The 13673-nt window shown below is 63.1% G+C and carries 11 protein-coding genes; 8 read left to right on the top strand and 3 right to left on the bottom strand.

Going from position 1 to position 13673, the window contains the following annotated elements; genetic code table 11:
• Positions 1–106: 106 nt before the first annotated feature.
• Positions 107–1426, top strand: coding sequence for a c-type cytochrome (locus FA94_RS32495; protein ID WP_197070267.1), 1320 nt, complete (start codon positions 107–109; stop codon positions 1424–1426).
• 90 nt (positions 1427–1516) lie between these two features.
• Here the strand turns inward: FA94_RS32495 and FA94_RS32490 are convergent, their stop codons facing one another.
• A complete protein-coding gene (locus tag FA94_RS32490) occupies positions 1517–4690 on the bottom strand; it encodes a response regulator (RefSeq protein WP_051981006.1) in 3174 nt (1057 codons plus the stop codon).
• Between the two features lie 307 nt (positions 4691–4997).
• Here FA94_RS32490 and FA94_RS32485 point away from each other — a divergent pair, with 307 nt between their 5' ends.
• From FA94_RS32485 to FA94_RS32455, 7 genes are all read left to right on the top strand, one after another.
• Positions 4998–5993, top strand: coding sequence for an SDR family oxidoreductase (locus FA94_RS32485; protein WP_035559385.1), 996 nt, complete (start codon positions 4998–5000; stop codon positions 5991–5993).
• Between the two features lie 104 nt (positions 5994–6097).
• Positions 6098–7900 (top strand): glycoside hydrolase family 15 protein, encoded by a 1803-nt coding sequence (locus FA94_RS32480; RefSeq protein ID WP_035563757.1) that lies wholly within the window; start codon positions 6098–6100, stop codon positions 7898–7900.
• 365 nt (positions 7901–8265) lie between these two features.
• Positions 8266–8463, top strand: coding sequence for a hypothetical protein (locus FA94_RS32475; protein WP_035559382.1), 198 nt, complete (start codon positions 8266–8268; stop codon positions 8461–8463).
• 13 nt (positions 8464–8476) lie between these two features.
• The gene (locus tag FA94_RS32470; RefSeq protein ID WP_035559381.1) at positions 8477–8797 is read left to right on the top strand and encodes a hypothetical protein; all 321 of its coding nucleotides are present in this window, start codon (positions 8477–8479) and stop codon (positions 8795–8797) included.
• A gap of 202 nt (positions 8798–8999) precedes the next feature.
• A complete protein-coding gene (locus FA94_RS32465; RefSeq protein ID WP_035559379.1) occupies positions 9000–9590 on the top strand; it encodes a TetR/AcrR family transcriptional regulator in 591 nt (196 codons plus the stop codon).
• A 107-nt stretch (positions 9591–9697) separates the two neighbouring features.
• Positions 9698–10678, top strand: a complete 981-nt coding sequence (locus FA94_RS32460; RefSeq protein ID WP_035559377.1) for a zinc-binding dehydrogenase — start codon at positions 9698–9700, stop codon at positions 10676–10678.
• Positions 10679–10799: 121 nt separating this feature from the next.
• A complete protein-coding gene (locus tag FA94_RS32455; RefSeq protein WP_035559374.1) occupies positions 10800–11411 on the top strand; it encodes a glutathione S-transferase family protein in 612 nt (203 codons plus the stop codon).
• An 11-nt stretch (positions 11412–11422) separates the two neighbouring features.
• Here the strand turns inward: FA94_RS32455 and FA94_RS32450 are convergent, their stop codons facing one another.
• Positions 11423–12886: an ATP-binding protein gene (locus FA94_RS32450; protein ID WP_051981403.1), complete on the bottom strand. Its 1464-nt coding sequence runs from the start codon at positions 12884–12886 to the stop codon at positions 11423–11425.
• A 13-nt stretch (positions 12887–12899) separates the two neighbouring features.
• Entirely contained in the window at positions 12900–13613 is a 714-nt protein-coding gene (locus FA94_RS32445; RefSeq protein WP_035559370.1) for a response regulator, read from the bottom strand.
• Between the last annotated feature and the right edge of the window lie 60 nt (positions 13614–13673).

Below are 13673 nucleotides of genomic sequence, written 5' to 3'. Positions count from 1 at the left end.
CGATTTTATGGCTTCTTTATTGGCTTGGTTGCATGGGCGACGGCTGACGCGTGCGGCGCCTGGTGTGGCGATAATGCTTGCGTCAGGCGTTATGTGGGGCGAAGCGATGAACCCGCCGAACCCGCCGGCTGTGTGGGCCATGGCCGTCGCCGCAAGTGGCACAGTGAACAGCACGGCAAACAGCAACCCCGCCGATGCCGCCGAGGTCGCGCGCGGCGCTTACCTCGCCAAAGCTGCCGACTGCGCCGGCTGTCATACGGCCGCGCCACGCGTTACCGAACCAGGCGCCGCTCCAATACTTTCACCGTCATTCGCCGGTGGCCTCGGCATGGCGTCGCCGTTCGGCACGATCTACTCGTCGAACATCACGCCCGACCCGCACATGGGCATCGGCGCGTACACCTACGACGACTTCGCACGGGCATTGCGCGAAGGCGTCGCGCCTGGCGGCAAGCGTTTGTATCCGGCGATGCCTTACCCGTCGTTTGCAAAAATCTCGGACGAGGACCTGCACGCGCTGTACGCCTACTTCATGCATGGCGTACAACCGGTCGCGGTCGCCGCGCCCGAAACCAGATTGCCGTTCCCGTTCAGCCAGCGCTGGGCCCTCATGTTCTGGGACTGGGCCTTCGTTCCGAGTGGTCCGTTCAAGCCCGAAACGGGACGGGACGCGCAATGGAATCGCGGTGCGTATCTCGTGCAATCGCTGGGTCATTGCGGTGCCTGTCACACACCGAGAGGACCGGCTTATGAAGAGCGCGGCTATACCGAGTCCAGCACGGTCTATCTGACGGGCGGCACCAACGACCACTGGTTCGCGCCGAACCTTACCGCCGACCCCGGCTCGGGTCTCGGCCGAAGCGCGCCGGCCGACATTGCCGCGTTCCTGAAACAGGGCCACGGCGGCGGACTGATCACCTTCGGCAGCATGGTGCAGGTCGTGGAGGACAGCACGCAATACATGAGCGACGCGGACCTCGCGGCCATCGCCGCGTATCTGAAGAGCCTTCCGCCGCGCGCGCAAAGCGGCCTGTTCAATGGGCGTTCGCGCGCGGCGCTGTTGAGCGCGCAGGCATTGAAAACCGGCGACGTCGAGCATCCCGGCGCGGGCATCTACGCGACTTACTGCGCGCGCTGCCATCAGTCGGACGGGGCGGGTGTAGCGCAGAAATATCCGCGGCTGGCGGGCAATCCGGCGGTGCTATCGGCTTCCTCTGCTTCGCTCGTGCGGCTGCTAGTCGAAGGCGGCGGCAGTCCGCATACCAGGGACGGACCCGAGTCGCGCAAGATGTCTTCGTTCGCCGGCAAGCTCGACGACGACGAAATGGCTCACGTGCTGACGTTTATCCGCAATACGTGGGGCAATGCGGCGGCGCCGGTGACGACGCACGACGTGTCGAGCGTGCGCAGCGCCTTGCACAAATAGTGCGGGCTCCGCGCACGGTACGGTCTCGCCGGCGTTGGCCCCGCGCCGATTGCCGTGCGGGTTCGCCGAACTCGCGGCTGCGTCGATCCTCTACCGTTGTTGCAACCACACTCTGCACAGTGCAATCATTTTCTCGACGTCGACTGGTTTGGAAATGTAGTCGTCCGCCCCAGCCTCGAGACAGCGCTGACGATCGTCGGCCATGGCTTTGGCCGTCAGTGCGATCACCGGAACCCGTCCGAACCGTTCGCTGCGGCGAATTTCCCGGGTGGCGCTAAGCCCATCCATTTCCGGCATCATGACGTCCATCAGAACGAGGTCGATGTCGGGTTCGCGTTCCAGTGTCTGCAGCGCCTCAAGGCCATTGCGCGCGATTCTGAGGGTCGCGCCGAGCGGTTCGATGACGTGCGAAAGCGCGAAGATATTGCGCACGTCGTCTTCGGCTAGCAGGATGGTTCGCCCTTCGAATTCACGATCGCGCTGCCGCACCGCGCGGAGCATTCTTTGCTGCTCGGGCGGTAACGAGGATTCGACGCTGTGCAGGAATAACGTCACTTCGTCGAGCAGACGCTCGGGAGATCTTGCGCCCTTGATGATGATCGACTTCGAATAGCGCCGCAGCCTTTGCTCTTCGTCGTCGGACAGCACGCGCCCGGTGTAGACGATGACGGGTACCGTCGCCCAGGACAGGTTGGCCGCGAGTCGTTCTAGCAGATCGTAGCCGGTGCCGTCCGGCAGCGCGAGATCCGTCACGATGCAGTCGAAGCGGTTCGTTTCCATCTGCCCGAGCGCATTGCCCAGCGTGGAGGACAGGACGATCTCCGTCTTACCCGTTTCCAGCAGGGCGCGAATGCTCTCGCTCATCACGGGATCGTCTTCGACCACGAGCACGCGGCGCATCTGTTGTTCGAGCCGGGTTTCGAGGCGCAGGATCGCTGCCTCGAGCGCTTCCCGTGCGGTGGGTTTCAACGTATAGCCGACCGCGCCAAGGAACCTGGCCCGCTCGGCGTGGTCGGTCGCGGATACGATATGGATCGGCAAATGGCGGGTGAGCGGATCCTGCTTGAGCCATTCGAGCACCGTGAGTCCTGAGCGGTCCGGCAAGCCGATATCCAGCAGGATGCCGGCGGGTTGCGTCTCGCGTGCGAGTGAGAGCCCGCTCGTGGCATTCGTTGCATGGACGAAGTCGAAATTCAGATCGTGTGCGAGGTCGCGCAAAATGGCCGCGAAAGCGGTGTCGTCTTCGATCGCCAGGATAAGGCGTCCGCCACGCTGCCGTAAGTTCCGATCATCGGGAATCGAATCGGCGGGCACTGAAGCGCTCGGCGATTCCGGCAGTTCGACCAGGTTCTGTCGCGCCGGCGGGGAAACCTGCAAGCGCGGTGCGGTGCCCGACAGTCCCACTTTTGCCGCGGCAGATGGCGCGCTCGCAGACGGCGCGGACAGCGTCGCATCGGCCGGCGCGGCCGGTCGCGCCGCGGGCGTGAAGCAAATTGGCAGCGTGAGGCTGAACACGCTGCCGACGCCTTGCTCGCTCGCGACGCTGATCCTGCCACCCAGCAGGCGGGAGAACTCGCGCGAAATCGACAGGCCCAGCCCGCTACCGCCGAATCGACGGCTGGTGGTGCCGTCGGCCTGCTGAAACGCTTCGAAGATAAGGTCGAGCTTATCGGCGGCGATGCCGATTCCTGAGTCATGGATGTCGAAGCGGAGCGTCTCGGCGTCGACGCGCTCAACCGTGAGGCGGACTTCTCCGGCCTCGGTAAACTTCATTGCGTTCGCCAGCAGGTTTCGCAGAATCTGCTCGACGCGCTGGTTATCGGTGATCACGACATCGGGCACATCCGCTGTTCGATGAATACGAAAATCGAGGCCTTTCTCCTGCGCAATCGGCGCGAAGGTCTGCTGTAGTGACAGCACCAATGCATCGATCGTGACCGGTTCGCATTCGATCGCGATCTGTCCGGCTTCGACTTTCGACAGATCGAGAATGTCGTTGATCAGAACGAGCAGCGTGTTATTCGACGCATGGATCGTCGCGGCGTAGCGCACCTGTTCCGAGGTCAGGTTGCCGTCTTTATTGCGCTCCAATAGTTGCGCAAGGATCAGTGAACTGTTGAGCGGCGTGCGCAGTTCATGCGACATATTGGCCAGGAATTCGGACTTGTAGCGACTGGCGTCTTCAAGGCGTTTTGCATTGACCTCCTGCGCCTCCTGTGCGATCAGAAGTTCCGTTTTTTGTGCTTCCAGACGGTGGGCATAGCCTTCGAGCAGCACATTTTTCTGTTCGAGGTCGGTGTGCTGCGTTTCGAGGCTGGCCTGAGAGTCCATCAACGCGCGGCTCTGTTCCTGCAGTTCCTCGTTCGTGACCCGCAGTTCTTCCTGTTGCACCTGCAACTGTTCGCTTTGGCGCTGCGTCTCCTCCAGCAGATTTTCGAGGCGGGCACGATAGTTTGCCGAGCGAAGCGCCATCCCGATGCTCTCGGCCACGCCTTCCACCACCTGTTCAATGTCGTCGAGCGGCCGCTGGCCCGAGGCGAAGCCGAGTTCGAGCTCGCCGACCACCACGCCGTCGGCGGTCAGCGGCGTAACGAATATCTGCGACGGATGCCCGTCGCCGAGTGCGGAGCCGATATGCAGGTAGCCTGCCGGCGCGTCCGCGATTCTGAGGGTTCGTCCTTCCTGCGGGGCCTGGCCGATCAGCCCGGCGCCGAGCGCAATGGTCGCCGGCGCGGCGTCGGGATCCGGCAGGGCCCAGGTGGCGATGCGACGCAAGATGTCTTCGTCGCGGACGTAGATCGCGCCGACCTGGGCGTCGGCCAGTGTCGTCAGAATACGCAAGACCGACGCGCCCAAAGCCGAGGGGGTGGTTGCGCCGCGAATCTGCGTGGCGACCTGCACCTGGGCATGCTGGAATCGGGTCAGGCTTTCGAGTCTGCTACGCGAACGCACGTACATGAAAGCCATGGCGCCCACGCTCCAGATGGTAAGGATGGCGAACGCGCGATTCATCACGACGACGGCTACGCTGATCGTCGGCGTACCGCTGGAAAGAAAAAAGCCGCCCGCAATGAACAGCGTGGACACCAGCGCGGATAACAGCGGGGCGGCCGCGTCCCTGACGAATAGGCACAGGGCCACCGGGGCAAGGTAGAGAATCCAGACGGCAACGCCGAGCGGCGTCAGGCAATCGAGCACAAAAATCGTGATGGTCAGCGCGGCAATTGCCCCGTATATCGCTGTGGTTTTGTTGTAGGTCAGCATATTGGGTGTACCCAGACTAGTCGCATGGTCTCGCTGCAGTGCGTCAGCGGGTGGTCGATACAGCGCCGTTCTTCGCGGCAGGCAGTCCGGCCTGACGACCGGGCTACCGAGTGGCCCGCGCATTGTAATTCACGGGACCACGCATTGGCGCCCGGTTGTCGGCGGCGTAACCGTACGTGATTCAAGCGCCGCCAGTTTCCTCGGGAACAGAAACTGCTCGCCAGGTCGCTGGACAATATCTTTCTTGAACGCCCGAATTTCCGACGCTCCGGTCGGCCGCATTCGGGCGATAAACGGGGACTACGCTATGGCCAAGGTTGTCGTGGTGACGGGAGCCGGTGCCGGAGTGGGGCGAGCCACGGTCGATGAGTTCGCGAGACACGGATACGACGTCGCATTACTGTCGCGCGACCCCACACGGGTCCACCGCGCGGCTGCGGATCTCGAGGCGAACTACGGCGTGCGCGCCCTCGCTATTCCGACCGACGTCGCGGACGCCGATGCCGTGGAAGCGGCGGCGTCACGCGTTGAACGGGAGCTCGGACCGATCGTTGTCTGGGTCAACGTGGCCATGGCGACGGTATTCGCGCCGGTGTCGAAACTCACCGCGCGCGAATTCGAGCGCGGCACCAGGGTGACTTATCTCGGGCAGGTGCATGGCACGATGGCGGCGCTCGCACGGATGCGCACGCGCAACCGCGGCACGATCGTCAATGTCGGCTCGGCGCTCGGCTACCGGTCGGTGCCGCTTCAGTCGATCTACTGCGGGGCCAAGTTCGCCGTGCGGGGGTTTACCGACGCGCTGCGCTCCGAGATCATCCACGACCGGTTGAACGTTCATTTGACCATGGTGGATCTCCCCGCGCTCAACACGCCACAATTCGACTGGGCCCTAAACAAGATGGGCAGGAAAGCACAACCGGTGGCGCCGATCTACGAACCCGAGGTGGCCGCACGGGCCATTTTCTTTGCCGCAACGCATAGGCGACGGCAAGTCTGGGTCGGTTTTCCCACCGTCAAGGCCATCCTTGCCAACCGCGTCGCTCCGGGTCTGATAGACAGGTATCTGGCAAGCGCCGGCTACGAGGGTCAACTGACCGACGAACCACTCGGGGCGGACTCGCCCGGCAATCTGTTCGAGCCGGTTCCGGGCGATTACGGTGCACACGGACGGTTTGGCAGCCGGTCACGATCGGGTAGTTGGGAAATGTTCACAAACCGCCATCGCAACGCGTTCTGGGTGCTGGTCGGAATCGGCCTGGCCGGCGTGGGTCTGTTCGTCAGGAAGAAGAAAGGCGCGTAACGCTTCGCTCTTTTATGCATCGATGACAGGGAACGGTCTCGTTGCGATGGCAATTTTTGCTTCAGCGCCGGTCGGGCGAGCGGCGCGGTACAAGGCGGATGATCGTGAGCAAGCTGATTGAAGACTATGCGCTGCTGGGCGACGGAGAGACGGCGGCTCTGCTGGCGAAGGACGGATCCATCGATTGGTTGTGCTGGCCACGGTTCGACGATGACGCCTGTTTCGCAGCCTTGCTCGGAACAGACGAACACGGGCATTGGTCGCTTGCGCCCGCAGGCGCGATCACCGGCCGCGTCCGACGCTACGAAGACGATACGCTTGTCATGGAAACAGATTGGCAGACGGCGGACGGCGAGGTGCGAATCATCGATTTCATGCCGGTTCGAAAGACCTTTTCGTCGGTCGTGCGCATCGTGGTCGGGCTGCGAGGAAAGGTCACGATGCACAGTTGCGTGCGCCTTCGCTTCGACTACGGCGCATTGTCGCCGTGGAGCGTCGTGGATGGCGGCGACATGGTTGCCAAGGTCGGCCCCAATCTGGTTATTTTGCGTGCGCCGGTACCGCTGGTTGCAAAAGCGGCATCGATTGATGCTGATTTCTCCGTGTCCGCGGGCCATCGGATTGCTTTCGTCATGAGCTACGGTAACAGCCATGATGGTCCTCCGGCGTCGATCGACGCCGAAGCGGCGCTCGTTTCGACGCGACGTTTCTGGCTCGACTGGATCGGACGGTTCGACAATGCCAAAACCGGCTGGCCTCGTCAGGTGCGGCGCTCGCTGATTACGCTCAAGGCATTGATTCATCAGCGAAGCGGCGGTCTGCTTGCCGCGCCGACTACGTCACTGCCCGAAGCGCCCGGCGGCGGGATGAATTGGGACTACCGCTACTGCTGGTTGCGCGATGCGAGCTTTGCGCTTTCCGCCTTGTTGAATGCCGGCTATCACGAAGAGGCGCAGGGTTGGCGCGACTGGCTGCTGCGTGCGATAGCCGGCTCGCCGGACAACATGCGGATCATGTATCGGGTCGACGGCGCACGCCATCTGCCGGAATGGACCGTGGAGATGCTGCCCGGATATCGCTTTGCCAAACCTGTGCGGATCGGCAACGCCGCGTCGACGCAGCACCAGCTCGATGTGTATGGCGAGGTACTGGATTGTCTGGATCTGTCGCGCCGTGGCGGCGTTCCTGCTTCGGATCAGGAGCTTGTCGTCGAAACGCGGCTCATCGAGCACCTCGAAACGATCTGGCAAACCGAGGGCGCCGGCATGTGGGAATCCCGTGGTGAAGCGCGGCACTACACCTATTCGAAGGTCATGGTCTGGGTCGCGTTCGACCGCTTTGTCGGACGTCATGAGCGCGGCAATCTGGTTGACCGCGACATGCTGGACAGAATCAGGGAGTTGCGTGAAACCGTGCATGACGAGATCTGCCGGGAGGGCTGGAACGAGGGTCTCGGCACCTTCACCCAGTACTACGGCGGACATGAACTGGACGCGAGTGTTTTACTTCTGCCTCTCGTCGGCTTCCTGCCGGTCGAAGACCGCCGTATTGCATCGACTATCGCGACCATCGGTCGCGAGCTGTCCGAAGGCGGCCTGATCCGGCGAACCAGGCCGCGAGTCGGAAAGCCGGGCGAGGGCGTGTTTCTCGCCTGTTCATGCTGGATGTCCGAGTGCCTGAAGCTGCAGGGCAGGGGCGAGGAGGCCCGAGAGCAGTTCGAACGCGTCCTCGCGGTGGCCAACGATCTGGGTTTGCTCGCCGAGGAATATAACGTGGCGGGCCGGCATCTGGCCGGTAATTTTCCGCAGGCGCTGACCCATCTTGCCGTTGTCAATGCGGCGCTCGCACTCAGCGGTCCGACATTGAGGCGCGGTGATGGCCGCACGGATAGGGCTGAGTCCTCCTGATACCGTTGCAACCGAGCGGCTTGTGGGGCGCGCGTTTTATTTCGCCATGGTTCCCGAGCCTGCGCTGTCGCCCGGACTCCGAGCGACCACGGGGGCGGGCCGAGGCGTCGCTTTCAGGTCGACCCAGTCGTAGCGCACGCTTGAGTGGAGCGTTTGAAGTTGCCATGCTGCGTTCCCGACGACGATCAAGTCTCGCGGAAACCCTGAGTGCGCTCACCGACACAGAAAAACAATCGGTCCCCCTGAAAAATATCAACGCCACTAACATCCGAACTGCATGACCCAGATTGAGCGCATACGTTTCAGATAAGCGCCGATAAAAATCATCACACACGTTGATTCACTACACGCTACGGGACCTCATCATGAGCAAGCTCACGAAACTGATCAAGACCGCCTACAACGCAACCAGGACGCCGCAGGTTCCCGAGGACCACACCTGGAGCCAGGCATCGATGGCACAGCAACGTGCAATCGGCGAGGCCGAAGCGGAGAAACTGGAGGCCGGTAAAGAAACCGTCGAGCGCGACACGGGCACGTTGCCGGGTAACGCAGTCGCTTGATCGGAGGCGGGCCATGTTCAAATTCATTGCCCGCGTTTTTCGCAACCGGTCCGCAACGGTCATGACCACACGCCGCGCCCAATGGGCGGCGGTCAAGGCCGTTGCGGCGCTGTCCGGCGACCCCTCGCTGCTCGCGTCCATTGCGGACGCGGAACAGCGGGCGCACGACGTCATTGCGAATACGTATGGAGTCGAGGCGCTCTCGCGGTTGAGCGAAAAACAGTCCGACGAGTTGTCCGGCGTGGCGCTGCGGTTCATCGAGGCGTCGGCGGAATACTCGGTGAGTGTCGAAGTGCATCAGGAACTCGCGCGCATTATCTACAGCCCGGCCTGACTGCCTGGGAGAGCACCATGAAGCGGGCTATGAACCGCGCCATGACGTGGGGGAACCGTGCCGGCAGCGCGCTTTTCACGGCGTTCGTCGAGGCGGCGGTGGTGCTCTCTCATCCCTTCATCCTCGGACGGGACAGGCTAGCGCGGCTAGCCATTTCTACGCTCTAGACGACTGGTCTAATTGCGGCCATAATCCGTCACCTATGAGAGCTAGCCATCCACACATCCGTCGGCACATCCTCGATGCCGGCCGCGCGCTGATCGCGCGTAAGGGTTTTGTCGGCGTGGGTCTGAACGAGATTCTGACCACGGCCGACATCCCGAAAGGGTCGTTCTATCACTACTTCGGTTCGAAGGAAGCGTTCGGCAGCGAGCTGCTGCAACAGTACGTTGCGGACTACGCGGCGCGACTCGACGCGCTGTTCGGCCAACCCGGCGTCAACGGTCGCGACAAGCTGCTCAGCTACTGGTCCGCGTGGCAACAGGAGCAGCTCGACCAGGACGGCGACGAAAAGTGTCTGGTGGTGAAGCTGAGCGCGGAAGTCGGCGACCTGTCCGACGAGATGCGTATCGTGCTGCGCGACGGCGTCGATCGGTTGATGATGCGTCTGGCGCGCGTGATCGAAGAGGGCAAGGCCGACGGTTCGCTGTCGCCGGAGATCCGCGCCAAAGAGGCGGCGGAACTGCTCTATCACATGTGGCTCGGCGCGGCGCTCGTCACCAAGCTGCGCAAAGACGGCAGCGCGATGGCGCAAGCCATGGCGGTGACGCAAAGCGTGCTGCGCGCGCTGTGATTTCGCGGCGTGTCGTGGTCTCGACAGGCCGCCGACCTATCCCATACACAAGCACCGGCTCCAGGTCATGCGGAGCTTCAATCGTTGCACGTTCAAGGAGATCGACTTTGCGTAGCGTCCTCTATTCCGCTTTCGGCAATCCGGCCGAAGTGCTGCAACTCGCCGAGCGTCCCACGCCGAATCCGGGCGCGGGCCAGGTGCGGATCAAAGCGACCTTGTCGCCGATTCACAATCACGACCTCTGGACCATTCGCGGTCAGTACGGCTACAAGCCGACGCTGCCGGCCGTGGGCGGCACCGAAGTCGCCGGGGTGATCGATGCGGTGGGCGAAGGCGTCGCGCATGTGAAGGTCGGTCAACGCGTGGTGGTGGCCGGCATTCACGAGGCGTGGGCCGATTACGTGCTGGCACCGGCGGCTGCGGTGATTCCGCTGCCGGATGCGGTCAGCGACGAAGTAGGCTGTCAGTTGATCGCCATGCCGTTGAGCGCCGTGATGTTGCTCGAGTATCTGCATCTGGAAGCGGGCCAGTGGTTCATCCAGAACACGGCGAACGGCGCAGTCGGTAAGACGCTGGCGATGCTCGCCAATTCGCGCGGTATCCATGTCGTGAATCTGGTGCGGCGCGAAGCGGGCGTGGCGGAACTGGCCGAGATCGGCATCGGCAATGCGGTGTCGACGGACGGCGACGGCTGGAAGAAGCGTGTGCGCGAGTTGATCGGCGAGGCGCCGCTGGTCGCGGGCGTCGACTCGGTGGGCGGCGATGCGAGTGGCGACATCTTCGGCCTGCTCGGCGAAAACGGCACGCTGGTGTCGTTCGGCGCAATGTCGAACGAGCCGATGCGGCTCAGTTCCGGCGATGCGATCTTCAAGCAGGCAACGGTCAAAGGCTTTTGGGCCAGCAAGATTTTCGAAGTCACTTCGGCTGCGGATAAAGCGCGCATGGTCGGCGAACTGATCGGGCTGGCGGCATCCGGCGAGTTGAAGTTGCCGGTGGACGCGGTATTCGATGTGGAGAACGTGGCGTTGGCGGCTGAGGCGAGTGGCAAGAGCGCACGCAAGGGCAAGGTGTTGCTGCGTTTCGCCTGAGCTTGAGTTTGAGCCGGGGCTTGTGCCCTAACGACACGGCAGTTGCGAATCCTCGACGCGATTCGCAACTGCGCGCATGCTTCACTCTTTCTTCCACCTTCCCACTCCACCGGGCCACATCATGATCGAAGTCCATCACCTCAACGAATCCCGTTCACGCCGTATCACCTGGCTGCTGGAAGAACTCGGCCTCGACTACAAGCTCGTTCAATATCAGCGCAATCCCGACACCCGTCTCGCTCCGCCCGAACTGATGGCGATTCATCCGCTGGGCAAGGCTCCGGTGATTCGCGACGGCGACGCAGTGATTTTCGAGTCCGGCGCGATCGTCGACTATCTGATTCGCCGTTATGGCAACGGTCGTTTGGGCCCGGCTTACGGCACGCCCGAATACGACCGTTACTCGCAGTTTCTGCACTATGCCGAAGGCTCGGCGATGCTGCCGCTGATGCTGAAGGTCTACACCGCGCGCCTGGGCGACGGCGCTGCGCCGCTGCAACCGCGGATCAGCAGTGAATTGCAGAATCACCTGGGCTTTCTGAATCAGGAACTCGCCGGCCGCGACTATCTGCTCGGTAGCGAATTGTCGGGTGCGGATATCCAGCTTTCTTACGTCGCGCAGACGGCGCTGCGTTTCTGCGGACGCGACGCGTTCCCGAATCTCACGGCGTTCGTCGACCGCTTCGAAGCTCGGCCCGCGTACCAGCGCGCGGTGGAAAAGGCTGGCGCGTAACAGGCCGGGCGTTAGCTATACCGCTGCAGTGTCAAAACCGCGTCGAGCCCACCGTTCGGCCGGTTTCTGAGCACAAGCGTGCCGCCATGCGCGGCCGCGATACTTCTCGCGATGGTGAGCCCGAGTCCGGTGCCCGTCGTTGCTGTCGCTCCCGTGACACCTTGCGCAGCGAGTCTGAAATAGGGCTCGAAGACGCGTTCGAGCATGGCTTCATCGGCGATACCGGGACCGTTATCGCCGACCACGATCTGTACTTCTCCCGCCATATCGCTGACCCGTATCGACGCTTCGCCGCCGTAGCGGATCGCGTTGTCGACGAGGTTCTGCAAACAACGCTTCAGGTTGCGCGGATAACCGGGGAAGGGGCGTAACGCATTGCCCTCCACCGTTGCCGCATGACCTGCTTCGCGCGCATCCGCGGCGATGCTGTCGAGCATCGAATCGAGATCGATGTCGTGGCGCGCTTCGGTGATTTCCACGCCCTGCACGGCGTCGAGCGTCGTGCGCACCATCGCTTCCATCTCGTCGAGATCGCCACGCAGCCGCTCGCGCCATGCCGGATCGGGCAGCATTTCGGCGCGCAAGCGCAGACGCGTAAGCGGCGAGCGCAGATCGTGCGACACGGCGGCCAGAAAACGCGTGCGCGCGGCGAGGCCGTCGGTCAGTTGCTTCTGCATCGTATTGAACGATTGCGCCGCGGTGCGCACTTCGCGCGGCCCGCTGACCGGCAACGGCGGACGATAAATATTGCGGCCCAGCGCCTCGGCCGCCTTCGCGAGTTCTCTCAGCGGACGCACGGCAAATCGCACCGCGACGAGCGCGAGCAGAAACACCGCCATGAAGCGCACGAAGTAAATCCGTAGCAGATAGTCGAGCACCAGCGACCACGGTTGGGTCTGCATGCCGGCCTGTCCTTCATTGGCCTCGACATCGAGCCACGGACCGTTCGGCACTTTGAGCTGCACATGAAAATCGCCGGTCGGCATGCGTGAATTGAACAGGCTCAGCATGCCGGAGTGGTGGCCGGACTCGTCGCGCAGGTGGGCGTCGAGCAGACGCACGTCGACGGGTTCCTTGAGACGCCGCGCAATCACGCCCGACAGCAGATTTCCCACCATGTATTGCGCGACCTGACCGTCGGCGTGTTCGACCGGCGAGGCGACCGGCGCGTCGATCTGCCTGAGCCGATAGCGCTCGTCGCCGAGTTGCCCGATGATCGCGCGGCGCGCGGCGTCGTCGGGCGCGTGTTGCAGGAGCCGCACTGTATCGGCGAGACGGCTCGCGAACAGACGGGCGGGAATTTCGAGCGTGCGGTTGTCGTGTGTCTCGAACCAGATCGTGCTGGTGAACAACTGGCCGCCGAACATGCCGACCACGAGAATCAGCACGAGTCGGCCGTAAAGCGTGTCGGGCCATAGGCGAGTCAATGCGCGTGGCAGCAAGCGTGGCAGCGAGCGCGGCAACAGGCGCTTCATGAACGCGCGCGCCTCACGCTTCATACGCCACATCGGCGACCAGCATATAGCCTTCGTTGCGCACCGTGCGGATCACTTCCGCGCGCCGCGCCACATCTTTCAGATGCTGGCGCAAGCGGCTGATGCACACGTCGATCGAACGGTCGAGCGGGGTGCGTTCCTTGCCGAACACCTGATCGAGCAGAAACTCGCGCGATAGCGGCCGGTTCGGATGATCGAGCAGCGTGCGCAGTGTGCGGTAATCGGAGCCGCCGAGCGACACGACCACGCCCTCCGGCGACAGCATCTGCTTCATGCGCGTATCGAGCCGCCAGCCGGCGAAGCTGACGAAGGCGTTCGCATCCGCGCGCGGCGCCACCGGCATGGCGCGTGTGCGCCTGAGCACCACCTTGATTTTGGCGACCAGTTCACGCGGGTCGAAGGGCTTGGGCAGGTAATCGTCCGCGCCCATTTCCAGGCCGAGAATCCGGTCGAGCAGCCCGCCGCGCGCGCTCAGAATGATGATCGGCACACTGTGCGAGCGCCGCAGTTCGCGCGTGATGTCGAGGCCGTCTTCGCCGTCGAGCATCAGATCCAGCACGACAAGATCCACCTGCGACGAATGGATGATCCGCTGCATCTCCGCGCCGTTGCCGGCGGTGCTCGCGTCATAGCCCATGTCGCGCAGATAGTCGCGCAGCAAATGGCGGATGTTGGGATCGTCATCGACGATCAATATGTGGTCCATCGTCAAACTCTTGTTCTTTGCCCCGGGATTCGCCGATGCGGATGGTAGCCGCCCTGCGGG

It is taken from the genome of Burkholderia sp. 9120 (genome assembly GCF_000745015.1).
Taxonomy (GTDB): domain Bacteria; phylum Pseudomonadota; class Gammaproteobacteria; order Burkholderiales; family Burkholderiaceae; genus Paraburkholderia.
Note: the sequence above shows the minus strand (reverse complement) of the source record. Positions and strands in the feature narration are given on the sequence as shown.